Source organism: Psychrobacter sp. 1Y6 (assembly GCF_052258385.2).
In the GTDB taxonomy this organism is placed as follows: Bacteria; Pseudomonadota; Gammaproteobacteria; order Pseudomonadales; family Moraxellaceae; genus Psychrobacter.
Genome location: NZ_JBQQEW020000001.1, coordinates 1,633,654 through 1,660,433, shown reverse-complemented (window position 1 = coordinate 1,660,433; position 26,780 = coordinate 1,633,654). Strand labels below are relative to the sequence as shown.

At 41.5% G+C, this 26,780-nt stretch carries 15 protein-coding genes and 1 tRNA gene; 10 read left to right on the top strand and 6 right to left on the bottom strand.

Annotated features, from left to right (window positions below):
• Positions 1-266 precede the first annotated feature (266 nt).
• Together ACTXGF_RS20595 and ACTXGF_RS20590 are read left to right on the top strand one after the other, a co-directional pair.
• Positions 267-995 (top strand): hypothetical protein, encoded by a 729-nt coding sequence (locus ACTXGF_RS20595; protein WP_443535354.1) that lies wholly within the window; start codon positions 267-269, stop codon positions 993-995.
• Positions 996-1,537: 542 nt separating this feature from the next.
• Positions 1,538-2,251 carry a hypothetical protein gene (locus tag ACTXGF_RS20590; protein ID WP_443535352.1) on the top strand — a complete coding sequence of 238 codons (714 nt, stop codon included), beginning with the start codon at positions 1,538-1,540 and terminating at the stop codon, positions 2,249-2,251.
• Positions 2,252-2,584: 333 nt separating this feature from the next.
• On the opposite strand, the gene ACTXGF_RS20585 is transcribed toward ACTXGF_RS20590, so the two are convergent.
• Entirely contained in the window at positions 2,585-3,490 is a 906-nt protein-coding gene (locus ACTXGF_RS20585) for a LysR family transcriptional regulator (protein ID WP_379544349.1), read from the bottom strand.
• Between the two features lie 266 nt (positions 3,491-3,756).
• Between ACTXGF_RS20585 and ACTXGF_RS20580 the strand changes: the two genes are divergently transcribed.
• From ACTXGF_RS20580 to ACTXGF_RS20570, 3 genes are all read left to right on the top strand, one after another.
• Positions 3,757-5,463: an L-lactate permease gene (locus ACTXGF_RS20580; protein ID WP_443535350.1), complete on the top strand. Its 1,707-nt coding sequence runs from the start codon at positions 3,757-3,759 to the stop codon at positions 5,461-5,463.
• Positions 5,460-7,268, top strand: coding sequence for a D-lactate dehydrogenase (gene dld / locus ACTXGF_RS20575; protein ID WP_443535348.1), 1,809 nt, complete (start codon positions 5,460-5,462; stop codon positions 7,266-7,268). The genes ACTXGF_RS20580 and dld overlap by 4 nt, the downstream gene beginning before the upstream one ends.
• A gap of 309 nt (positions 7,269-7,577) precedes the next feature.
• Positions 7,578-9,260: an NAD-dependent malic enzyme gene (locus tag ACTXGF_RS20570; RefSeq protein ID WP_101205849.1), complete on the top strand. Its 1,683-nt coding sequence runs from the start codon at positions 7,578-7,580 to the stop codon at positions 9,258-9,260.
• A 248-nt stretch (positions 9,261-9,508) separates the two neighbouring features.
• Here the strand turns inward: ACTXGF_RS20570 and ACTXGF_RS20565 are convergent.
• The 3 genes from ACTXGF_RS20565 to ACTXGF_RS20555 all read right to left on the bottom strand — a co-directional run bounded on the left by ACTXGF_RS20565 (position 9,509) and on the right by ACTXGF_RS20555 (position 11,058).
• Positions 9,509-9,584: transfer RNA gene (locus ACTXGF_RS20565), tRNA-Arg, on the bottom strand.
• Between the two features lie 73 nt (positions 9,585-9,657).
• A complete protein-coding gene (locus ACTXGF_RS20560) occupies positions 9,658-10,464 on the bottom strand; it encodes a hypothetical protein (protein ID WP_443535346.1) in 807 nt (268 codons plus the stop codon).
• Positions 10,465-10,530: 66 nt separating this feature from the next.
• Positions 10,531-11,058, bottom strand: a complete 528-nt coding sequence (locus ACTXGF_RS20555) for a hypothetical protein (protein ID WP_443535344.1) — start codon at positions 11,056-11,058, stop codon at positions 10,531-10,533.
• Between the two features lie 439 nt (positions 11,059-11,497).
• On the opposite strand from ACTXGF_RS20555, the gene ACTXGF_RS20550 reads away from it, so the two are divergent.
• From ACTXGF_RS20550 to recD, 3 genes are all read left to right on the top strand, one after another.
• On the top strand, positions 11,498-16,012 hold the full coding sequence (locus ACTXGF_RS20550) for an exodeoxyribonuclease V subunit gamma (RefSeq protein WP_443535342.1): 4,515 nt from the start codon (positions 11,498-11,500) through the stop codon (positions 16,010-16,012).
• A gap of 68 nt (positions 16,013-16,080) precedes the next feature.
• Positions 16,081-20,619, top strand: a complete 4,539-nt coding sequence (locus ACTXGF_RS20545) for a UvrD-helicase domain-containing protein (protein ID WP_443535340.1) — start codon at positions 16,081-16,083, stop codon at positions 20,617-20,619.
• A gap of 74 nt (positions 20,620-20,693) precedes the next feature.
• Complete coding sequence (recD, locus tag ACTXGF_RS20540) at positions 20,694-22,904, top strand: exodeoxyribonuclease V subunit alpha (protein WP_443535338.1); 2,211 nt, start codon at positions 20,694-20,696, stop codon at positions 22,902-22,904.
• Positions 22,905-22,996: 92 nt separating this feature from the next.
• Here recD and ACTXGF_RS20535 read toward each other — a convergent pair whose 3' ends face one another.
• Together ACTXGF_RS20535 and ACTXGF_RS20530 are read right to left on the bottom strand one after the other, a co-directional pair.
• Positions 22,997-23,560: a hypoxanthine-guanine phosphoribosyltransferase gene (locus ACTXGF_RS20535; RefSeq protein ID WP_057760160.1), complete on the bottom strand. Its 564-nt coding sequence runs from the start codon at positions 23,558-23,560 to the stop codon at positions 22,997-22,999.
• A 102-nt stretch (positions 23,561-23,662) separates the two neighbouring features.
• Positions 23,663-24,331, bottom strand: coding sequence for a hypothetical protein (locus ACTXGF_RS20530; protein WP_201579714.1), 669 nt, complete (start codon positions 24,329-24,331; stop codon positions 23,663-23,665).
• A 302-nt stretch (positions 24,332-24,633) separates the two neighbouring features.
• On the opposite strand from ACTXGF_RS20530, the gene ACTXGF_RS20525 reads away from it, so the two are divergent.
• Together ACTXGF_RS20525 and ACTXGF_RS20520 are read left to right on the top strand one after the other, a co-directional pair.
• Positions 24,634-26,316 (top strand): carbon starvation CstA family protein, encoded by a 1,683-nt coding sequence (locus tag ACTXGF_RS20525; RefSeq protein ID WP_057760164.1) that lies wholly within the window; start codon positions 24,634-24,636, stop codon positions 26,314-26,316.
• Between the two features lie 115 nt (positions 26,317-26,431).
• A complete protein-coding gene (locus tag ACTXGF_RS20520; protein ID WP_160021768.1) occupies positions 26,432-26,743 on the top strand; it encodes a cory-CC-star protein in 312 nt (103 codons plus the stop codon).
• Positions 26,744-26,780: the final 37 nt, after the last annotated feature.

Below are 26,780 nucleotides of genomic sequence, written 5' to 3'. Positions count from 1 at the left end.
CATTTTGGAGAGTATTCATGAAAACCTTTTGTTACCTACTGGTGAGTCTGCTTTTTTTGTATTCTGCTCAAGCCAATGCCCTAAATACTAACGAGAAAATGATCAATGAGCTGTATCAGGATACTGAGCTTGATATTGATAATGTAGATGACGTTTTTGCATACGTGTTATCACAGACTGACGATACCCTCACTATTTACCCTTCAGAGGGCTATTATTACTTTAACTTTTACCATCAGGGCAACTTAATAAAAGGCAATATGTTGGTGGGTCATAAGTTAAGACAGCAGAGCAGCTTATCTTTTATATATTTTTATGACATAGCCGGCAAAGAACGAGGTGAGTTTAAAACGCATCATAAACTATATAAATTATCAGATATATTTAGCCTGAAAGAGCAGCAACCTAACTTATATCAATTAACCTTCAAAAATATCAAAAAAGACCTTGAGATTAATCAGATAGAGACAGATGCTGATTTTGTAAAGACGCTTGAGAGTCAAGGTTTTGAAGTCAACCTACCAATGATGGATGATTCGGGGGTTACGTTTTATTTGGCATTTCATCCTACTACCAATAACTTTTATTATATTAATCCTTTATCCAGAGATGATGAGTTTTACTATCCTGTTGGCGAGGTGCTTAAAGTGGGTGCTAGGACTCAATTTGTATACCTACCTATGGAAAAATTTGCCATATTAGTAGGCGTCAATGCCAATAATGTTTATAAAAATAACTATTACGATGGCCCTTTTGATCAGCTCCCTGACGAGGCGTTAGCTGATATAGACTATAAGTCTTATTTGTATCGAGTAAATCCAAGTTGGAAAGATAAAATATATGATGACGGCTATTTTATAGATGACCCCGATGCTCGTGTTGCACTGACCAACTATTTTGAGTATCTATCACTTGATGAACTCAAAAAAATCCAACCTTGTGCGTCTGATAAAAATCCGTTGCAGTGTTTAGAAGACAGTGGGATGCGTTTTTGATTTTGCATGATGCTTTCTCATATAAGAACACTGCTAGTTATCGCCGTACGTTGCATCACGATTGATGATAGTAAAGCAGGCGAAGATATAGTCTACTTGATTTCCATAGTAAAAATCGTAATAGGGCTTAACACTTATTAAAGTTTCTCTAAAGTAAAAATTGATATTATCATTGCAATATAATCGATCTACTATTTCGTCACTATAATTTTTTGAGTGAGTAACGACAAGTAGCCACGACGTTTAGACAGGTGCGTATACGCATATCCGTCTGACTATGACTAACTTTCAAATATCAATCCAAACGAGAGCGTGTTATGACCCTTACAAAAATAGCTAAAGCTTTCAGCTTGCTTGCTATTGTCACCGCCATACAAGTTTCATCACTGATCTCTGCCTACGCCCATAATCCTAGTGCACATACTCTGCCTGCCAAAGAATGGTAGATCACCGGCCAGCCTAGTGTCGCTGCTGATTTTATTAAATTAGAAGACGACATGGTTTATTTGACAGACAATCACCATTAGCTACTCTCTTTTAACTTGTCAGACTTTTCAGCCGATGATCAAACTTATATTTTGGAAAAAAACGCTCATATTCAAGCGCTCAATCAGCTAGCAGTGATTGAAAATCTAGTAAGTAGTAATCAATTAACGGCTATCCAAAATCCAAGCGATACTACTGTTATCGCCAATGATAATGGAACTAAGCTAAATAAAATTGATGCGGAAAGTTCTGTTATAACGGATAACAGTGACACGCGCTCAGTCTTATTCTTCTACTTGTTGGGCGGCTTGGTCTTAGCGAGTGGTTTGGTTTTGTTCTATGTTTTGAATATATGCCACAAAAAAAACCGAACCTCAAAAGTAGCTTATTCAGTTTTTGGTGTATTGGGTTCAGCTGCTTTACTTGTCGCCTGTAGTAGTACTGAGACGGCCCAAAATATCGGTGCAAAGACGAAAGAGGCGATTGCTCATTTGCCAGTACCAGCCAATGACATTGATTTTATGACGTCAGTATTTGGCTCATTTGATAACGTCAGCACCCATCATGATGATAAATATCTGTATGTCGAGTCAACTGGTATCCCAAGCCATGAAATGATGACAGGTATCACCAGTTGGCAACAGCAAGTACCTATCGACCAGGATTATACCAATGAGAACAGTTGGGTTATTCCCTTACAGCCTGAGCTTGCCGATGAGCCTTTAATGGCCAAAGATAATTTTATGAAAGGGGCTATCGCTTATTTTTGATAACGAAAAAGCAAATGCTGAATTCATTTGGTCAACCAATGTAGTACTCGATAATGAAGTTATCGTACGCTATACAGTAAATGGATTATAAAACTTTATTTAGATTGGTCAGCTTTTATGAAAGCTACTAAGCAATAAAGTTGCAGCTATTAAACGCCTATATTGATAACATTATCTAGTACAACTGAACTTCATGTCTGAGCACTTTATACTTATAGCTAATAGTGCTCAGGTATTCTTTGCTTTGATTAAAGCGAAGTCGACATATATGACTATTATCGTCAAACATTCTCATCCATCTTTGCTTATTCATATGAAAAACAGGCTTATTACTTAGCAGTAGTAAGCCTGTTTTTGATGTAATGATTCTCGCAAATGCGCTACAAGCAGTTTCAATTTTTGGTCCGGTTGCCGTGCCTTGGGGTAAACCGCATACATGCCCATTTTCTTTCGTGTAAAGCGTTGCAAAATCTGAGTGAGCGTGTTTTGCTGCATCTCTTCATAAACAAGTGCTTGTGGTAAAAAGGCAATACCTAGGTCGCTGAGCGTGGCTTGTTTAATCGCATTAAGATGATTGCTATGAAACCGACCCTGTACAGGAAGCAGTTGCTCCGTGCCATCTATATATAGCGGCCATATACCATTTGCCGTATGATCAAACTTATAGACCAAACACTCATGACTCCGTAATTGTTCAGGAGTTTGAGGTGTACCGTGTCGTTCTAAATAGTCTGGTGTTGCACATATGACCCACTGGCTATCTATAAGACGTCTGGCAATGAGTGATGAGTCTTCAAGCTCTGCTGTCCTTATCGCCAGATCAAATCCTTCTTCTATCAAATCAACCAATCGATTGGTAATCTGTAAATCTACTGATATTTCTGGGTGTTGTTTACAGAATTCGGCAATGGATTCGCTCAATATTAGATTTGCAGAGACCGCTGGCATGGTTATACGTATGTTGCCTTTCATGTCCTCACCATAGCCTGTAACGGCATTTTCAGCTTCCTGAAAGGCAAATTTAGCGATTTTAGCTTTGTTATAAAGCGTCCTTCCTGCATCGGTTAAGCTTAACTTTCTGGTTGTTCTATACAGTAGCTGTGCATTTAAGCTTTCTTCTAATCTTGCAATGCGTTTACTTACCACTGAATTCGTTAATGACAGCTTTTCAGCGACCCGAGAAAATGAACCTTCATCAACCACTTGGACGAATAAAACCATATCGTCAGCTTTGCTCATACTTGTTCCCCAATTGGTGTAATACGTTTTGGATTATAGCAAAAAAAGAAAATAACATTGTCCTTTGATGCAATATATCAATGTATTGACAAGGCGTAGAATATTTTAGGGAATTTTGAGCATTTGTTTATTTAACCATTCTATTAATCATGTCACTGACAGAGATTGTTTTCGGCTTCGTCTGACCGACAGCATGAAGTTATAAAAACAAATGCTTAGATGAAGTTGTTCAAGGAAGATTACACGATAACAAAAGGATTATGATTTTGAATCAAACAATATATGGACTGTTGGCATTACTGCCAATCGTTCTCTGTGGTATTTTTTTGATAGGCTTGCAATGGTCAGCCAAAAGGACTATGCCAATCGTTCTGGCGGTTACTGCCGCGCTTGCCCTCTTTGTATGGGATATGACGCTTAATCGCGTGTCTTCATCTATTATTCAAGGGATGGTCATTACCGTCTCAGTATTGTGGATCGTATTTGGGGCTATTTTTTTACTGAATACGTTGAAGCATACTGGCGCCATCGCCGTTATCCGTGCTGGGTTTACCAATGTATCGCCAGATAGGCGGGTGCAAGCCATTATTATTGCTTGGTGTTTCGGTTGCTTTCTTGAAGGAGCTGCTGGCTTTGGTACAGCGGCCGCTATTGCCGCGCCTTTACTCGTCGCGATAGGGTTTCCAGGGCTGGGTGCTGTGTTGATGGGAATGATGATACAAAGTACGCCTGTATCGTTTGGGGCAGTCGGTACGCCTATCGTTATTGGAGTAAATAAGGGGTTAGATACAGTAGCCATTAGCGCCCAACTGGCACAACAAGGACTAGAGTGGGGCGATTTTTTACAACTGATCACCAGCCAAGTGGCCATTATGCACGGTGTTATTGGTACATTTATGCCACTTTTTATGGTGATGATGCTCACGCGCTTTTTTGGGAAAAATAAAAGCTGGAGAGAAGGCTTCGCTATTTGGCCATTTGCTATTTTTGCGGGTTTAGCATTCACAGTCCCTTATACCCTAACAGGTGTTTTTTTAGGGCCAGAGTTTCCATCATTGGTCGGTGGTTTGGTCAGTATCACTATTGTTGTTAATGCGGCAAAACGTGGATTTTTAGTACCAAAAACCACATGGGATTTTGAACCGAAAAAAAGCTGGCCAAGTGAATGGCTTGGTAAGCTAGTAGTCAGTAAAGAAGACATCACTCCTGCGTTGAGTGATAAAAAGATGTCCACGGTCATGGCGTGGTTTCCTTATCTATTAGTTGCCCTTTTATTGGTGTGTTCTAGAGTATTAACAGGCTTTCAGTCTTTGCTGAACAGTGCGACAGTAGACCTAACCTCGATTTTAAGTGAGGCAGATATCAGTGCCAGCTTTAGTCCTTTATACTTACCAGGCGGCTTGTTATTAATTAGCGCCTTGGTTGCCGCCGCTTTTCAAACCAAAAGACCTGCCAGTGCACTAAATAATGCCTTTAAAGAATCAGGCAAGACTGTATTAGGGGCTGGGTTTGTCCTTATTTTCACGATTCCAATGGTTAGAATTTTTATTAATTCAGGCGTAAACTTATCAGATGTGGCGAGTATGCCTGTCGCCAGTGCAGAGTTGTTTGCGGGTACTTTTGACAGTGTTTTCCCCTTAATTAGTGCAACCATTGGTGCGTTAGGTGCCTTTATCGCGGGCTCCAATACCGTATCTAACATGATGTTTAGTCAATTCCAATACGAAGCCGCCATGAGCTTACATATTTCACCTTCTTTAATCATTGCGGCTCAAGCAGTCGGTGCGGCTGCTGGTAATATGATTGCAGTACATAATGTTGTGGCTGCATCGGCAACGGTGGGCCTACTCGGTATGGAGGGTGCCACACTTAGACGTACTATTTTACCTACCATCTATTATGTGTTGTTCTGCGGGATTATCGTCATGGCTGCCATTTACCTCTTTGGTTTTCAAGGGCCTTTAGCATCATGAGTGACACACAATCACCAAATAAAGAGCGTCATATGCCGTCATTAAATAGAACTTCATCAAACCTTTTCTCATCAAATATAGCGCATCAAGACCAAGACACACTTCATCCTGAGCAAGTGTTAGACAAGCTAACCCATTTACTGGGAGCCGGCAATGTACAGGCCGATCCAGAAAAAAATGAACACTATAGAATGGGGTGGCGCTCTGGTGGCGGCAATGCTTTGGCTGTTCTGTTTCCACAAACACTGCTGGAGATTTGGCGTAGTCTAGAAATATGTGTGGAAGGCGACTGTATTATTATCATGCAAGCAGCAAAAACAGGCCTGACGGAAGGCTCAACCCCGAGCGGTAACGACTACGATAGACCAGTGGTTGTGATCAATACCCTTGCAATGAATCAGTTGTATTTGGTGAATGATAACGAGCAAGTGATTAGCTTACCTGGCGCCACGTTGCATCAGTTGCAAAGTGAGCTTAAAGCCGTAAATAGAGCACCTCACTCGGTCATCGGTTCATCGACGTTAGGCGCGTCAATTATTGGCGGTGTCTCTAATAATTCAGGTGGGGCACTGGTTAAAAGAGGTCCTGCTTATACCGAGCTTGCTTTGTTTGCCCAAATAGACAAGCACGGTCAGCTAGTATTAGTTAATCACCTAGATGTAGAGTTAGGCGACACTCCAGAAGAAATACTCACTAATCTGCAAACAGGTAATTTTGATAAAAGAGAACTACCTGACACTGGCAAGCTCGCATCTGACAAAGAGTACATCGCTAGAGTAAAAGATGTTGATGCAAGCACACCAAGCCGCTTTAATGCGGATAGGCGAAGACTTTATGAAGCCAGTGGCTGCGCTGGCAAGCTTGCCGTGTTTGCAGTACGTCTTGATACCTATCCAACGGCTGTAAAAGAGAAAACATTTTATATAGGTACCAACAGTGTGAGTGAGCTTGCACAGCTCAGAAGGCAAATATTATCGAGCTTCGATAATATCCCTGAAGTGGGTGAGTACATGCATCGTGATATATTCGATGTATCCGCTAAATACGGAAAAGACACGTTCCTGAGTATTAAGCATCTCGGTACCAATGCCTTACCTAGATTGTTTTCTATCAAAGGCGCTATGGATGCAAAATTCCATAAATGGTCATGGATGCCAAAGCATTTCACTGACAAAGTCATGCAGTTCATCGCCAATATATTTCCAAAGCATTTACCGAAGCGAATGCTAGAGTATCGCCACCAATATGAGCATCATCTCATCTTAAAAATGAGTGATGATGGCATAGCAGAAGCACAGGATTTTCTAAAGGTATTTTTCGACGCTTCAAATACGGGTAACTATTTTGAATGTAGTCAAGAAGAATCGGAAAGCGCCTTTTTACATCGCTTTGCCGCTGCAGGTGCCGCACTAAGATATGAAGTCATACATGAAAAAGAAGTCGGCGATATATTGGCATTGGATATTGCTATACCACGTAACGAATTAGAATGGCTGGAAACCCTACCTGAAGAAATTGAACAGCATTTGGAGAAGAAGCTGTATTACGGACACTTCTTTTGTTATGTATTTCATCAAGACTATATTCTGAAGAAGGGAAGTGATGCACATCTTGTTAAAAAAATGATGTTAGAGCTACTGAGCGCACGCGGAGCCAAATATCCTGCTGAGCATAATGTAGGGCATCTATACGAAGCAGAACCTGATTTGCAAAATTTCTATAAAAGCCTAGACCCAACCAATACCTTTAATCCAGGTATTGGTAAAATGTCGAAAACCAAACGTAATTGCTCGTGTTGTTTATAACTGAACTCTATAACAGATATTTAAAACTGGCATTGGGCTGATTATTTATCAGTAGCTAAGTAGCTGAATAGTTCAGTGTTTGTCTATTATAAATGTTCAATACACCCTCAAAAGCACTGCCGATTGGTAGTGCTTTTTTATTATTTCTAGATAAATTTATCAGTGACCTCGAGTTCAGAAGCACATTTATTCAAAATGATTTTGTTATCTATTGTTAAATACCAGTCGATGCTATGTATAATGCAGCACTAGCATAGCTTTCACTCAGTATGGCTTTCACTCATATGCCTTTAATAAGAAGATTACATTATGTCAAACAAGCGTCCTTTATATATTCCTGTTGCTGGACCCGCTCTTTTAGAGACACCTTTACTGAATAAAGGTAGTGCTTTTTCATCAGAAGAACGTAGTAGCTTTAATTTAACAGGGCTATTACCTCATAATATTGAAACGATTGAGGAGCAATCATTACGTGCTTATCATCAGCTAAGCTCATTCACTGACGCGATGGATAAACATATTTACTTGCGTAATATACAAGATACCAATGAAACCTTATTTCATCATCTAATTGAGCAGCATATCGAAGAAGTCATGCCGCTCATTTATACCCCAACCGTTGGTCAGGCGTGTGAAAAATTCTCGCAAATTTATCGTCGTAAACGTGGTTTGTTTATCTCATATCCTGAGCGTCACAAAATCGACGACATGCTACAAAATGCCACCAAACAAAACGTCAAAGTGATCGTTGTTACTGACGGTGAACGTATCTTGGGCCTAGGAGATCAAGGTATTGGTGGTATGGGTATTCCAATCGGTAAGTTGTCTTTATACACGGCTTGTGGTGGTATTAGCCCAGCTTACTGTCTACCTATCTTGCTGGATGTCGGCACCAATAACCAACAGCTGCTTGACGATCCTATGTATATGGGCTGGAGAAATCCGCGCATCTCTGGCGATGAATATAATGAATTTGTGGACTTATTTATTCAGGCCGTTAAGCGCCGTTGGCCAGAAGTATTATTACAATTTGAAGATTTTGCTCAGGAAAACGCGACCCCGTTATTGAATAAATATCGTGATCAGCTATGCTGCTTTAATGATGATATTCAAGGGACTGCTGCGGTTTCAGTCGGCACTTTGATTGCAGCGTGTCTAAATAAAGGTCAAAAACTTAGCCAACAGAATATCGCATTTTTAGGCGCAGGGTCTGCGGGTTGCGGTATTGCTGAGCATATTATTCGCCAAATGCAGCGTGAAGGATTGACTGAAGAGCAAGCTCGTAGTCAAGTATTCATGGTTGATCGTTATGGCTTGCTAACAGATGGCATGACAGAGCTGCAAAAATTCCAAGAACCATTAGTACAAAAGGAATCAGCTATTGCTAGCTGGGACAAAAGTAAGAAACTCGGCTTAGCGCAAGTAGTTAAACAAGCAAAAATCACCGTATTGTTTGGTGTTAGCGGACAAAAAGGTCTGTTCACCCAAGAAGTGATCGAGTCGCTATGTGCTAATACTGAGCACCCAATTGTACTACCACTTTCAAATCCAACGTCTCGTGTGGAAGCAACGCCGCAAGAAGTCATGAATTGGAGTAAAGGTAAGGCAATTGTTGCGACGGGTAGTCCGTTTCCTCATACCACTTATAACGGTCAGTCTTTTGAGGTTTCTCAGTGTAATAACAGCTATATTTTCCCTGGTATTGGTCTGGGTGTTTTAGCAGCACGTGCGACAGGTATCAGCGATAATATGCTAACGGCAGCAAGCCAAGCCCTTGCAGATATATCCATGGAATATGAAAAAGCACCTGGTGCCATCTTACCGCCGATTAAGGTTATTAGAGAGATCAGTGAAAAAATAGCGTATGCAGTGGCATTGCAAGCAGCTCAAGATAAGCTAGCACTACCTATCACATCGGAGAACTTACAACGCCGATTAAAAGCGAACTTTTGGTTACCTGAATATCGTAACTATCGCCGTACTTCTTTCTAGGTTAGAGATTAGATATAAAAATTTCTAATATTAGGTACATTATCTAAGTAAAGCATTAAATAAAAAAGGTTGCTAACGCTATATTATATATAGTGTCGGCAACCTTTTTTGTTTATGTAGTGATATAAAACTATAAGGTTTGTATGGTCGCTTAGCTTGTTTTAGTTATGTGTAAATCAATATACGTAAAAAAACCCTTGTTGCTCCAGGCTTACAAGGGTTTAAATAATTACTACTCATATCTTAACTGGTGCGCCCACCAAGACTCGAACTCGGATCGATCGCTTAGGAGGCAACTGCTCTATCCTGTTGAGCTATAGGCGCATTATGGAGTGACATTGTAGAAAAAAGCAGTCATAAAAGCAATCAACAAAAGATAAATAAAGACAATTTATCCTTACTCACCATTGCTAAGCGCGTCAGTGACATCTACAGCATGATCACCTGATGCATTTTTTGCCTGTGAGGTTGGTTTAAATAAGTCATTTACACTATTCTTATAACCACTGATATTTTGATAATCATATTTTTTTAGTATATCTTGACCTGTGCTCGATAGTAAAAAATTACGGAAGCTAATAGCAGTTGTATCGTCTGTCAGGATGACACCCTCAAGCGCTTGTTCATCTTTTAGAGCATAGTTGAAGGGATTTAGAGTGTGTATCTCTTTATCTTTATTATGCGTTCTATTATCGCTATTTTTATCAGAAGCGTCATTTATACTAGCACTATCAATGCTTTTTTGACTTTGACCATTTCTATCTTGTGCCTGTTGCAATTCTGACTGTAGGAGTGATACTCGTTCTGTAGATAGGCTATCGTCATTGGTAATAATCATATCTGTATCAAAGACAAAGTCAGAGAGTTTATCTTTGGTAGAACCACTACTTGGTACTGTAAGAAGGTCGTTAGAGGGGACATAGCTCGCTAACACTTGTACGTGCGGATAACGAGATTCAAAGCTCACAATGATATCGTCCAAAGGTATCTGTAACTTCTCCTCTGCTCGAATATATAGAACACTGTCAGCAATCTCTCTTGATTCATCACCTTTCGTACTAGGGTCTGCTTCACTTTCACTTGCCATGATTGGCAATGGGTCTGTGTTTTTTCGATTACTGGTCCACAACCAAATAAAGACTGCGATAAAGATTGTGAGCAGTAGCAAAATTAGCCCAGCCAGCAGTAGTTTGTAGTCTTTCATATATTACTGCTCTTTTATTATTAGTTGATTCATAGCAAAGTTTATATACAGGGTGGTATCTAGTTTTTAAAGCTTTTGTTCTAGTACTTCATCGGTTAATTCAGCCAACATGTCTGCAAAGATATCCGTGTCTGTAGAAGGGGTAGATACTTGTTCTTCATTAACTTCACTACTTTCATCAGTATGATTATTGGTTTGGCGATTTATTAGAGAATCAGGTTGGTCGTTTAATACCTTGGCAGCAGATGTAGTAGTTTGATGCGCTGCTAACGGCGATTCACCGGTTAACAATCTGTCTTTTAACCATCTAAACCCATGTGCCTCCCACCATGCTTCAAAACGTGGCAACGTGCTACCACGTACTGCTACAGGTAGATCTAGCGTTCTCAGTTTCTGCGCAAGGATAGGGTCGTTGATAGCTTGATGGATGCTCAAATAAAGTGAGCTACTATCATCCGTATAGGGCCGTCTGTTTTGCCATGATCTGTCATCGATTTTCATACGTGGCAGTTGCCACAACTCACCGCGATAATACACGACGTATAAGCGTTGTTTTGGATGGACAAAAATGGCATCAATGGGACGCAATGGCATAATATTAAGTAATCCCGTCAATAGAAAGTATTATTTAGATACAGGTTGTAAAGGCCCATTTAAAAACCGCAATGAGATTATTTTATAGTAAATATGAATGATAGTATAAAACGACACTAAATGTCGCAAGCTTATTATAATATCGGCATTTACACTAGTAAACGATAACCATCAATGGCACACTGATAGCAAATTTGGCAAGTCAACGTTATCAATGGATATGTAGAATTTGCTACTATGATTGTTTTTGTTTATGGCCCTCATGCTAGCAGAAATGCATCATAGTAACGACCATCAAACATGGATTGATGAGTATCGATTTTTGTTTTGTCTTGACGTTTTATAGCGTTTTTGACATTGGATACAGACATCTCATCGTAAGTGAAGCCTTTTTTATTAATCCTAATATCTCACCTTTATTGCAATCAGATTATTGTCTATGTTCACTATTATTCAGTCGCACCGTACCGAAAACCTCGTTGATCAATTGCTTGTACAATACCAGTCCAAGGATCAGCCTATTTTTGAACCCTTTATTGTCATTGTGCCATCAATGGTATTGGGCGATTGGTTGGATAAAACTATTGCTAGCCGTGCTGGTATTAGTACCTTGGTGCGTACTAAATTTTGGGGTCAGTATCAATGGACGCTGATGCAAGATGTATTGACTCGCCATAATGCATACTTACTGGCGCAAAGCCCTGAAGCGACAACTCTAAATGTACCCGAAGTGGCGGTGTTATCACCGACAGTAATGCAGTGGCGATTGTTTGGATATTTGACTTATTATCAAGAGTCGATCGTTGCAGATGAAAAGCATCCAGTTCATCCGTTGTTAGCGTCTTTGATTGATGACCCACAGGCAATTGCTCAACAAGATAGCTTACAACAGGACAATTTACAGCAAGGCAATGTGCTAAAAGACAATGTGCGACAGGATAAGGCGCAACAAGATGCTCGTATTTGGCAACTGGCAAGCGATTTGGCTAGGGTGTTTAACCGCTATTTGACTCACCGTGAGGATTGGTTGGCATTATGGTCGCAAAACAAGCCGTTGAGCGTAAGTGAGTTGATAGCAGATAAAGACGCTTTATCCCTGCGCTTTGATAAGTATGCGCGCGGCACGCCTGAGTGGTTGGTCGACCATTATGTTGAGTTAGAAATTGCCCAACGATTCTTGTGGTCGCATTTGTTTGCCGATGTCCATCTACACCGTGTAGCACTAGAGCGTGCGTTTTGGTCAGCTTTAAAAGGCAACAAGGCGAATGAGCGTGATCAGTTACCCAAAGTATTGCGTATATTTACCATCCAGCAACTGCCACAGACCGAGTTGGACTTTCTACAGCGCTTGTCGCAATACATGAATATCACACTATTGCATTACAATCCATCAAAGCTGTTTTGGGCAGATATCGTCGATAAGTCTTGGTTACAGCGTCAGCAGATTATCAACCCTGAGAGTGTCTTTTTGCGTGATTATGGTCATAGCTTGCTATCGCGTTTAGGCAAGCAGTCGCGCGATGCTTTTGCCATGCTTGCCAACTTATCGGGTAATGAGCAGTACGACGATGCACTGGTTGAATGGCAAGATAATTTTAATGATACGCTGAGCATTGCTTCTAATCATGGGGTTGCTGCTGAGTATATCGACGATGCTAGTAGCGCTCAGAATAGTCCAAGTTTGTTAAAGCGTTTGCAGAACGATGTGCTGATGCTTGATGAGCAATCGACCCAGCAAGCAACGGCTGCTACAGTCTCGCAAGCAGTAAGTCAGCAACTAGAGCCAAGCTTTGATGGAGATAAGCCAGCAATGGCCTGGTATGAAGATGAGGCGTTAGAGAATAAGCGCTTTGAAAAAGACCGTTTTTGGGCAATCTCTTCTCAAGATAATAGCCTAAGCATTCATTCGTGTCATAGTTTGCAGCGTCAACTTGAAGTATTGCGTATTATGATTGGTCGTTGGCTAAATGAACCTATCAAACTAGGTGAAAAGAAACGCCATATCTCCGACATTGTTGTACTGCTACCCGATGTTGAACGTCATCATGCGCTGATTGGCTCTATCTTCGTCAACGGTAAGGGTCAGGATGGTTTGACATTGCCTGCTAAGGTAACTGGTGTTGTTGATGCCGACATTCGCCAGTTATGGGAAGCCATTATCGGGTTTTATAAACTATTGGGTAGCCATAGCGCTCGTTTTGAAGCGGCTGAAGTCTTAGACTGGCTCATGTTACCGCCCTTGTTTGAAAGCTTTGGACTGACTCATGAGCAGATGAGCCGTGGTTGTGACTTATTGGTAGAGGCGGGCTTTATTCGCGGTTTTGACGAGCTGCATCTTAAGCAAACGTTGGACAGTAATGATTACGACTATCGCTTTAGCTTTGCACAAGCACTAGACAGATTAACTTTAGGTCTGGTCATGCCAGAGGCTGAGTTGAGCGACTGCTTATATGCTCTAAATGAAGATGAATGGCCAAGCACTGCGTTACCAGAAATGACCTTGCCATTGCCACAAGTGAGCCTAAATGATGCGTTGATTGTTGAAGCACTTTGTCGTATTTATACTGGTTTGGTTGCACGACGTGATGATCATACACAAAAAATGAAAGCGGAAGATTGGCTCGATCAGATTGAGACACAAGTTATCCATCGCTATTTTGGTGATGTGGATCAAACGCGTACCATGCGCGCCATCTACAACGCGATGAATGGCTTTAAGTCGAGTCTACGAGCCAATCGTCACTATAGACAGTACGCTAGTGGTGATGTCGACAACAGAGAAGTGGAGCAAAGGCTGGCAGGTGTGGAGCAATTGCCGCTCAAGCTGAGCTTTATGCTAGACAGTATTGAAAACGAGCTTGAAAGTCAGCAAGTCAGTGCGGAGCCGACGGGGGTGATTACCTTTGGTCGATTCGGTGCACTAAGAAACGTGCCGTTTGAGTTGGTGGTGATGCTCAATATGGATCTCTCTGAGTTTCCTGGGCGTGACCGAGATAACCGCTATGATTTGATGAAAGCGACCAATGCACGCCGCGGTGACAGAGTTAGTGAAGATGATGACAACGGTGCATTTTTAGATGCGCTACTATGTGCGCGCAGTGCATGCTGGATGTTCTACAACGGCCAAAGCTTGACGGACACCCATGAGCATCTGCCAGCCAACCCAGTGAGCGAGCTATTGCAATTCCTACAAGGCGAGGTGCAATGGCAGGTGAACTCGCTTGAGACATTGCCTGAGAATATTGATCCCACTACCGAGAGTCTCAAGCGCTATTTGCCTAAATTGATTAAGCAGTGGTTGGTGACCGAGCATCCTGCACTGCCTTTTCATGAGAGTCTGTTTGAGACAGAAATCGAAGGCACTGATGTTTTTGAGCAAGCATCTCCTGATATTGATGACAATGCTAATGCCAATGTTCAGGATTCTAGCCCTGTCGATATGATTGATGAGCTGGATACTTTATTAAATAGAGCCATGCGCAAAACCAAACTGGCTCAGAAAAAGCAATTTCCGCCTGCGCCGCTTTGGCAAGCGGTGTTTGACACATTGAAAGGGCGAGTATCTAGTGAGCCTATGCAACTGGTGGGCTTACCTACAAAGGCGCAGTATGAGTCAATCGCTCAGGTGTTGGGTCAAGGCTTAGGTCAGCTAGGTCAAGTAGACAATCAAACCTTGTCTGCATTGGCTAATATGCTAGCACTAGATACATCTGTTGATGCTAGCGATGTCAATGGCATGACAGAGGTGCTATCTGATAGCATATTTAACATCGGAGAGATAGATATTGAAGGGGCATTGGCTTACCAAGTGCGCCATCCTGCCAAAGCATTCTTACGGTCTCAAAAGGTGCATGTAGTACAAGGTGAAGAAGCATTGTCGCAGCAAGAGCCGCTATTCTTAGACAGTTTAACTACCTATCAAATCAAAGATCATTTGATTAAGAAATTGGTCGCCGATGAGACTAAGAAGGATGATAGTAATGCAGCGGCTGAAACCATCACTCCAATCCTGATGTATCAAAAAATTATGCCCGCTGGTGTCGCTCGCCAAACTACATTACCCAATCAACAAAAAAAACTACAACAGCAATGCTTGGAATTTAAAGAGCAATTAATGGCTAATGGCTTTGATGAGAGCAGTATTCTCAACGAGAGTGGAGCAGATGTCGCTACAGTATTAAAGCTACTGACGCCAACTGCCGAGCATCCGGTTCAGATAGAGCTAAAAAATATACTGAACAATACTGATAACGAGTCAGGCAATCAGACGAATATAGAGGGTATAGAAACACTGCTTAAGCTGCTGCCAAAAATCATTAAGATCAAAGGTTCAGTACCAATATTAGCACCCATATCAATTATTCAGGCGGGCATGCCTTATGCTCAGCAATCACCCAAGCAGTGGTTAAACATATTGCCCAATTCTGCCAGTCCTAGGCATTTACTCAAGTTTTGGTTGTCACATTTGTATTGGCAAGTGGCCAGACGTACCACTGCCGAGCAAGTAGCCTCAAATGATGGCGTGAGTATTTGGCGTTTTAATAAGCCTAGCTCACAAGTCAAAAAGTATGACAAAGTGATCGCATTTAAATTAAGCCCGATCGTGTATGAAGATGCTGTGATTGAGCTGATAAAATGGGCTGTTTTTGGCAAATTAACGGGTCAAGTGCCCATTACGTTATTACCAGAATATGCACTGAATTACCTTGATAAGTATCTAACCGCTGAAGAAGGTGACAGCAACCGCTACTGGCCAAAACGAGCCGACTTCTCAGACTGGTTAAGACCCAACTACAACTCAGACACGGTATACGATACTTGCTCGCAGCATGCTATTTGGCAGTACGTGCTACGTGACCAAGATGCGTTTAAGGCGTTATCATCAGCGTTGACTACATTAGCCCAGCCATTATACGCGCCGATGTTTAATGCGTTAACTAACTTAGATGGTTAGCCCATTATCTAGAATCGTTCTTTTTGATCTCTTGCTCTAATAAATAATAATTAAAAGTATGCGCCCATATGACAGACTTTACTGACCCAACCAGTACCATTGACTTGTCTACACAACCGAATTTATTTGATGAATATTCAGATGAGCTGCCTTTATCTGCTGTGCCTGAACGTAAAAATGATGTCATACCGGCAGTTGATGTTGATTTAACTGGTAAACACCTGATTGAAGCCTCAGCGGGCACGGGCAAAACTTGGACGTTGACTGGTATCGTACTACGCCTACTGATCGAAGCGCGACGTGCGCCAGAGCAAATCATCGCCACGACTTTTACTCGAGCTGCCGCTGCCGAAATGCGTCAGCGTATCCACGATCGTTTGGTAGATTTCTATCAGTTGTTACAATGGGTTAATAGCCTAAGTGCTAATACTAGCAATAAAGAGAGTCTCTATCCCAACATACTGCAAGTTATGCCCGAGGGTAATAAAGACGCAAAAGCAGGCAGTAATTCAGACCTAGACGCAAACGTTGAAACAGATATTGACGAGTTAAATCAAGACCTTGCTGCTGATAAGCAAGCGGCGGCAGAGAAACGTAAACAAGCAAAAAAAGACCGCGAAGATTGGTTGGTGAATCAGGCCAAATATGTGCGCTTAGATGGCATCATGCAAGATCCTATTAACTTGCATCTCGCCGGCTATTTGCTAGATCACGTGTACAGTTACCCCATGGCGGAAGCTATTAGACGTACGGCACTGGTACTCACCACATTGGATAAGCTGTTTGTAGGCACGCTCGATAGCTTGGCGCAAAAATGGTTGACTGAGTACAGTAGCGAAACTGGTCACCAGCAGGGTATGGGGATTATTGAAGACAGCAGTATTGAACAAGTTACCGATAGCATTGTTCATGATGAGCTGCGTCAGTTTCAGAGCCGCTTATACTATGAGCAGCCTAAACTTTATGCGCTAATGGATCAGCAAGGTAAGTTGTCTGCAGTAGGTGATCATAAGAAGTATGTGACTCGCTCGCTTAATTTTATCTCTGCGCCGATTGATGAGATAAGGATTGAGAAAGGCTTTGATTTTGATGCATACGAGAAGCTAATCAATGAGTTTTCTCAGTTAGATTTAGCTGATATCCAGCCTTATTTAAACCCTGATTATAGAAAGTCTCAAGGATTCCGTGGTGGTTCTAATTTAACCAAACAGTTTGATGCCATTATCGAGGTGCATCAAAAGATATCGCAGTATCAGCTGACCTTTAATAGCTATTTAAATGAGAGCGAAAACAAGATTTTGACATCATTGCAGGATTCTAGATATCCCGATGAAGATGGTAAAATTAAGAACTTTAACAAGAATAAAGAAAAAGAGCATCAGACGCTTTTTGAATTAGAAACCATTAGTAAGTTAATGGCTCTCTTAGACATGCTTGATAGTTTGAATCAGCATATTTTGTTGGTATTGGCCAATCTTAACCGTCATATTGTGCTGGCTGTGCGCAATAGGCTACCAGTCATTTTGGAAGAGCGCGGCGAAACGACCTTTAGTTTGCAGATGGTACGCTTAAACCAAGCATTAACTGGTCGTCAAGGAGATAAGCTGGCGCGTTATATTCGTCATCATTATCCAGTGGCATTGATTGACGAGTCGCAAGATATCAATGGCGAGCAAGCCATTATGATTGAAAGCATTTATTTGCCAAAGAATAAGCGTAAACAGTCGGACAGTGACAAGCAATCAACCACTAAGAAAGCCAATAATGAGTTTCTGCTATTGGTTGGTGATCCCAAGCAGGCTATTTATGGGTTTCGTGGTGGCGATGTAGCCAACTACAACTACATGAAAGCCCAGTTTGATAAAAGCGCCCTTTGGACGCTTGATATCAATCGCCGTTCTAATGCCGGTGTGATTAACGCATTGAACTGTTGGTTTGGTATGGCGAGTGCAACAACTGCTGAGAATAAGCTGTCGCAGTTGGGTGCTGGGATTCATTACCAACATATCAAAGCAGCAAAACCGGAATATGAGCTGTCTTGGTTTAATGCGTCCGATAGGCTGGATGATGTACTGGTGACAGAGGTGCTTTCTGCTCAGCCAGTGAGCTTATTGCACCTGCCTTATGACAAGGACAAAGAGTTTGATTATGATGAACATGAAATCACAGCTCGCCATATAGCCACTTTGCTTAATAGTGGTCAGACACTTAAAGGTAAGCCGATTCAGCCCAGTGATATTGGAGTGCTGGCACGTGCCAAAAAAGATCTGAAAAGGGTCGAAGATGAGCTAGTGAAACTTAATGTGCCGACTTTGACTACTAGTGATGTCAGTATCTTTGAGACTATTATGGCAGAAGATGTGGCGGCATTGCTAAGTGCCATGTTATACCCGTATCGTCATGACATGATTAATCGGGTGTTGACCAGTCACCTATATGGACTGAGTATCAAAAACATCAAAGCCATGATGACGGATCATGAGTCAGGCATTACCGAGGGTAGCAGTACACCAAGCGCCCATTCAAATAAGTCTAATTCGAAAGACCACCCAGCCAATGAAGCTACTGATATTAAAAAGAGCTATCAAGACTTTATTACCTATCTAAAAGAAGGGGCACAGCGTTGGCAGCACTTTGGCATCTTATCGGCGCTACATTATTTATTAGATAAAAGCCCTGTGCAGCCGCAAGGCGTTTGGCAGGCCTTAGCTGCTCATCCAGAAGGCGATCGCCATATCATGGACTTGCGTCATGTGATGGATATCTTGGCGCAGTATGGTTTAGGAATGGGTGAGTATGAGTTGTTGGCGTGGTTCAGACAGCAGATAGATACAGCACCCAACAGTGATTGGGCTAAGCAATATCCGCTACCGACAGAATCTGGCGTGCAACTGATGACCATTCATAAGTCAAAAGGGCTTGAATTCCCTATTGTCTATGTATTGGGAATGGGTGATGCCAGTAGGAAGTCTGGCAATAAGGAGGACTATGGACTGTACCTATATAACGTGCAACAAGCGCCTTCAGCGCTAGTGCGGCAGTCGATAGAAGTACAGCAGTCGACAGATAATCAATCGGGTAATCAGCGCCGCTTCTCACCATTGCAAGGCTCTGCTACGGATGAGGATTACTACACCGATATCGAAACACAGGAAGGTTTTGATGAGATAAGACGGCTTGGCTATGTGGCATTTACTCGGGCCAGTGAGCAACTTTATGTTGTGCTACGAGATCCGAGTAATAAGACAGGGTTTGAGCTAAAGCCAGTGTTCTATTGGTTTGAATCGCCAGAAGCAAAGTTTGAATTACCTGATAGGCTCAAAGGTACCATAGGCATGCTCAGAGGTAATAAGGTTAATGAGTTCTATGACAATAATTACGCAAACAATGGTGCTAACTCAGCAGGCGTAAATGACAGTGCTCAACTGGATACTACCAAATCAAATGCTCATAAGCCTACGACAGAGGTTATTGAATACGCGCCATTTTCTGAGGTGATGAAAACCAATTATTTTTATGGCTGGGCCAAGACCAGCTTTACCGCTCTGGCACGTCAGCTCGATGAATCTACACAAGCAATGGCGATAGTGGATGAGCGTATTGATGATGCGATAGACATTGATATGACGGAGTCTTCAGTTTCAGACCTCTCTTCACTGAATAACGACGAGTCTCTCGAACAAGACGGTGAACTAAGCCTCAAGGTAGAAGATGATATCCGCTTTACCTTTGTAAAAGGTGCCAATGCCGGTACGTTTTTGCATGAGATATTTGAACAAATAGACTTTAACAATAAAGCCCAGTGGCCGCAGGTTATTGATAGAGCGATTAGTAGCTATCAGTTGCCGCTGATATATAGCAGTGCGGAACAGCAGAGCCGCAGATCCCAAGGCAAAAAACAAAGAGATAGCGATGGGTTTGATCTTGAGTCAATAGATACAACCAAGCATGAGGCATTAATTAATTGGATTGAAGAAGTGTTGCATACGCCACTACTGGCTTCCAATCAACCCTTGATTGCTCTTAATAAAGGTAAGCGATTTGCCGAGTTAGAGTTCAACATGGGGCTGTCAGAGAATTTTAAAGCACAGGATATTAGTAAGCTTTTTCAACGGTATTTACCTGACGAGACAGATAAACACGTTACTCTAGTGCCACAAAATAAAGCGCATCTTTATCGTTATCTACGTGGTGAGATTGACTTGGTGTATGAGCATTCTGGCAAGTATTATGTGGTCGATTATAAGAGTAACTTTCTAGGAAATAGCCTAAGCGATTACAATGAAGATACGCTCAAGAAAGCAATGTCCAAGGCAGGGTACTGGCTACAAGCAGCAATCTATCAAGTAGCATTGCATCGGTTCCTTGCTATGAGGATCAGTGATTATACAGGTAACGAAGATAAATATTTAGGCGCTGTAGAGTACGTGTTTTTACGCGGTGTGTATGACCCGAATGCTCAGGCAGCTACTATGCCTACATCACAAGATAGGGCTCAGTCTAATCACGATAACTTGAGTGATAAAAGTTGTTATGGGCTGGTTACTTGGGATATTCCCATTGCATTCATTAAAGGTCTAGATGCCTTGTTTGGCCTGCCGGACTAATAAACCTTGTATAGCAACTAGGTAGATAAAAATTGTTATAGCAGTTAATCAGATTGATAAGAGATAAATATACGATGAGTCATAATAACAACAAGAGCAAGTCAGCCATTAGTTTACAAGAGAGCTGGGCCAGTAATCTCAGTGATTATATTTTGCTGCGCCGTCAGCAAACACATGTAGCATATGACGCAACAGATGCAAAGACAAACGATGAAAATAGAAGAATCGGTAAGTCAAAAGATAGCGATTTATTTACGGCTCTATTCGTTATTTTAGCGGCTCATTTGGAAGAGGGTCACACCGTATTAACGATTGATATAGCCGATCATGAAACGCCGCTACAAGGGCAAATTAATGGTGAGTTGGTTGAACTATATGCATGGCAGCAGCAGTTATTACAGATACTGGCAACACCAATTTTTGCGCTGATTGATACTCAGATAAAAACGCAAATAGACACGCAATCAAACGATGATACTACAACGGAGACATCGCTATTTGTATTACTAGATACTTTGTTTGGTCAGCGAGATTACCTGTGGGCGCAGCTAGCACTTAGTAATCATGAAAAAGAGACGTTGCTCAAACGTTTTGATGCGATAACTACGTTATATCATCGCTTGAAAAATAGCGACTTAAATACTTTCGTTCATTCAATCCATGAACATGCTTTATTTGCTAATGTTAAAGCGAACACTAATTGTAACAACAATCAAAATAGCCTAAGCAAAGATAATCGACCAATTATTTATAGCATAGCTAAGAATAAAGAGACCCAAAATTCGAAAATCACATTTTGGCTACACCGCACATGGCAAGCAGAATTTAACTTAGCACAGCATATCAATCATATTTTGAATCAGCAGATAGTGCCTTTAGACATTAGTATGCCTGAGAACTTAAATGACCAACAGATAGCCGCTATCAATGTGGCGAACAATAATGCATTTAGTATCATTACTGGTGGCCCAGGGACAGGTAAAACCTATACAGTTGCCCAGTTAGTTATCGCGTTACAACAGGCGACAGAGAGTAGGGGAGATGAGTCTGAACATATTAGGTTTAGCACAGACAGTGCTAGTCTAGCATTAGCAGCGCCAACGGGTAAGGCGGCCCAACGTATGCAAGAGTCTCTACAGGCGGCTTTAGATGACGCAAATGTAGAGCTGCAGTTGCAAGAGGCGAAAACTATCCATCGTCTACTAGGTATCGGTCGAACGGGTAGACCGCGCTACGATGCCAACAACCCACTGGGCGAAGATATTATCATCGTCGATGAAGCATCTATGCTCGGAGTTGAGCTGGCTAACTATCTTGTGAGCGCGGTAAAACCAGGTGCTAGGCTGATATTATTAGGCGATGCTAATCAGTTGGCAGCCGTCGATGCAGGAGCAGTATTGGCTGATCTATGCCGTATTCCACTATTGCAACCCATACATGCAGAGCTAACAGAGAGCCGCCGATTTAGCGCCGACTCAGGTATCGGTAAACTGGCCACTCAAATTAATAAAGCAGAGACAAATCTTCAAGCTATTTGGCAATTACTAAGGCAAGACACTGCTTTGAGTTTTCAATATGTTAATACGTTACAAGCAGAGTCCATATCAAATAATGAGATAAAAAATAGCCTAAGCAAAGAAAAAACTATTTCAAGAATATCCAATAATTACCAGTCATACATAAATAAAATTAAAAATTTACTAGAAAATCCAATAGAAAAATCCGTGCCAGAATCAGTTAAAAATACTACCTCTTCATTAATGGAGGTATTTAATCAATTTAGAATCTTAACTGCTGGTCACAATGGTGAGTGGGGCGACCACTATATTAATAACTATCTTACTCAATGGCATCTTGCTGAGTTGAAGTTGCCATTGGGTCAAAATACATGGTTCCATGGACGTCCTGTTATGGTGCTACAAAATAACTATGAGCTTGGGCTATTTAATGGGGATATTGGTTTCTGCTTACAAACGTCAGATAAAAGGAGTCAATTAGAGGTATTCTTTGAAAATAAGACACAAGAGATAGCTGTTAATTTGCTAAATGAAGAGGTGATAGCCACCGCGTATGCAATGACTATTCATAAGTCACAAGGATCCGAATTTGATCATGTTGCTATTACTTTTGATAATAGTCATGCACGATTACTGAGCAAAGAGCTTATCTATACAGCAGTGACTCGTGCTAAGAAGCAGGTAACGATATATAGTACCAAGCACGCCTTAGAAAAAGCAGTTCAAACACCAACTGAGCGGCATACTGGTTTGGCATTACAGTTTTAACGATTCATTCAAGTTGTTGTCGGCGCAATAAAAAAGCATCCAAATTGGATGCTTTTTTAGGACTTAACTATTTTAATCAATTAAGTCTAGAATTAAACTTTGTCTTCTTTGATTGCATAGATACCTGGCAGGTGACGCAAGTAACCATGGAAGTCCATACCGCAACCGTAAACATAGCGATCTGCAACATCAATACCCACAAAATCTACGTCAAAATCTGCAACTTTGCGATCATGTTGCTTATTAAGCAAGACACAAGACTCAAGTGATAAAGGCTTTTCTTTACTTAATTCTTCAACAACTGCTTTTAGGGTAATGCCTTCGTCAAAGATGTCGTCGATTAACAATACGTGTTCACCTTCTATACTAACATCAGGCTTGAATTTCCAATCAAGCTCATTAGTACCTTCGTTATCACGATAACGAGTTGCATGAATATAGTGCATGCGATGGTAGAACGTAAGATGTGTCAGTAGTTGACCAGCTGGGATCAGGCCGCCGTTCATCACGACCATAACAATTGGGTTTAGACCAGCATAATGTAGATTGAGCTGAGCGGCCAAACGCTCATAAGCAGCAGCTACTTCGATACTGCTAATAAGGCACTCTGAGTTGCGTAAGGTTTTTTCAATTTCTTGGTTACTGATTTGGGTCATCGGGTGCGCCTTTGGTAAAAAGTGCCGCTTATTTTAGCAAATTTTAGTGAATTTGCCCAACGTCATATGACTTTTGGGACAAAATTAATCCAAATTTTGGGATTATTCTGGCTTTTCTATAATAAATGGACGGTAATAATTGGCCAATCTATTCAATGAGTCATTTGGTAGGTCAGGTAATAGCTTATTAAGTGCCATACTCATGCCTTTATCAATTGCCGATTTGGCAACTGGAACTGACTTACGTTTGATCATGCCTAGCTTTAATGTCTCGGCATAACGACTGATAAAATGGGTCAACGTCTCTTCATTCATGGTTTCAAGTGCTGTTTTAAATTTGGCTCTATCTACATGTTCAGGCGTGATAGCAGCAAAACCTTCAGTGATGGTATTGGCATCTTTTTCTGACAGTTTAAAGCCGACACGTTTAACACCTTCATTATCAATAAAGGTTGCATGATCCCTTAGAAAATGAAAACTTGGTAATACGTCTTTGTTGTTTTCTTTACCTAGTAAGATATTGAGCAAAGTATCTGTCGCGCGTTCAATCGTTCCAACAATTTTACGCATAGAGGCTTGGCGCTCAGGGTTCGGAATAATCTCTACCAAACCCACCAATAAATTATCAGTAAGATCACGCGCTGTCTGATGCGTAAGAGCATCGCGATAAGGGTAGTACTCTACATTCTCATTTGAAGCAACGACTTGTTCGGCCTCACTGATTAAAGCTTTTAGTTTATCTGAGGGTACGAATCCAAAATAATGTGCCATTGCACTTCCTTTATTTGTTGTTTTTTATGTCTTACTTACGTTACATTTATCACCAAATCGGTTATTATTCAAACAAAGTTTTAGTCTCAGGCTCATCAAACCAAATGCTGATTAGTGACATGCCCTAGTTATAAGATAAATGACTTTGTTGATTGGTAATAATTTTGCAAATTGCTAGAATTTACCTAAACGATAGATGAGCTGAGTCACTCATCGCACACTAATTTAGCATATTTTTCATATTTTAATTCAAAAAGCTTGAACTTATAAGGCTATTGACTACTTGTCTAGGGAGAGATGAGATGAATAGTGCTATCGTACTACTATTCGCCGTTGCCGCTATGCTCTGCGGCTACGTGTTTTATTCAAAATTTATCGCCACCAAAATTTTAGCATTGGACAACAGCCGTCCTACACCCGCACATACGATGAAAGATGGGATCGATTATGTTCCTACCAATAAGTATGTATTGTGGGGGCATCACTTTACGTCAGTAGCAGGGGCTGCACCAATTATCGGTCCTGCGATTGCAGTTATTTGGGGCTGGGTGCCTGCCATTATTTGGGTAGTAGTAGGTACTATCTTTATGGCTGGTGTACATGATATGTCTGCTATTTGGGCAAGTATGCGTAATAGAGGTCAGTCGATTGGCTCTATCGCTGGTACTGTCATGGGCACACGTGTCCGCAGCTTGATGATGGTTGTCATTTTCCTATTACTACTGATGGTTAATGCTGTATTTGGCGTAGCTATTGCCAATATGATGATTAAGACGCCATCTGCGGTATTGCCCGTTTGGGGTGCCTTAGTGGTTGCCTTCATCATCGGGCAGTGTATCTATCGCTACAATATGAATCTGGTCTGGGTGTCCATTATCGGGGTAACTGCCTTGTACGGGCTTATCTATCTTGGCCCTATGTTCCCGATTGTGTTACCTGAGACCGTGATGGGTTTGCCTGATAACGCGGTATGGATCTTGATCTTGTTTGCCTATGCAGCGATTGCGTCGTTGTTGCCCGTATGGATGCTGCTTCAACCTCGCGATTATATTAATGGCTTACAGTTATTTGTCGGTTTGATTTTATTATATGCCGCTATTTTTATTGGCACGCCTAATATTGTCGCGCCAGCCGTTAACACTGCATTGCCAGCCGATACACCGTCACTTCTGCCATTGTTGTTTGTGACAATTGCTTGTGGTGCCATATCAGGTTTCCATGGTTTGGTCGCCACAGGGACCACTTCTAAGCAGATTGATAAAGAAGAAGACGTTCGTTTCGTTGGCTACTTCGGTGCATTGGGTGAGGGTATGCTAGCACTTGGGGCAATTCTTGCAGCAACTGCAGGTTTTGCGACTCTTGGTGATTGGCAAGCGGTCTATCAAAAGTTTGGTGATGGCTCTATCGGTGCGTTCATCGACGGCGGTGCGACCATCTTGAATGCCGGCGTTGGTATCGACATGGTGCTATCACAGACCATGCTTACGGTAATGGCTGCATTGTTTGCTGGTACGACGATGGATACTGGCGTACGTTTACAACGTTATATTTTCCAAGAATTTGGTGAATTTTATAATTTGCCCGTACTGAATAAGAGTGTCGTTGCAACGTTACTTGCTGTCGGAAGCTGTTTGTTATTAGCATTCGGTGCTGGTGGTATCGATGGCGCGGGTGGTATGATTATTTGGCCGCTATTTGGTACGACCAACCAGTTAATGGCCGCCTTAACCTTGATGATCGTTACCATTATCTTGTTACGTAAGGGCAAGCCAGTTTGGTACACCTTAGCACCATTGTCGTTCTTGTTGGTTATGACTGTCTTTGCACTATTGATTCAGCTCAAAACCTTCTTTACTGATGGTAATTGGCTACTTATTATTATGGATATTATTATCTTAATCGCGACCATTTTGGTGACGTTTGAGAGTTTGTCTGTACTACGAAAAGAGTGGTCACTACATAAAGGTAAAAGCGGTGAGGTTTAAACGTTAACCCACATTGAGTGTCTGTTTAATAAAAAACGCTAGCAGCAATTGCTGGCGTTTTTTGTATCATATAGGCATGATAGGTCATAAGAATTAAGTAAAATACGAGTACATTATGGAAAATAAAAACACGTCAGATAATATAGAAAACGTTCAACCATTAGAGAACACTCAACCATGGTGGCAACGGTTTAAGAGTGGATTAAATGAGTTTTATCATGCACCTTATCGTCAGACGATGGCACGCGCGGCACGTGATGAAGAAGATTTTTTTATGTTGCTTATGTTTGCTGAGAGCTTGGGTATTGATAATCCCGCCAGCTTTTATACATTAGAGCTACAGCCATTATTTTTAGAGAACTTTCATGAGTGGCATACACGTATGGGAATGGATAGATGTCCATTTGACCACGTTGGTTGCTGCTAACAGTAGTGGATTGACTATATAAAAAAGTAGCTAAACA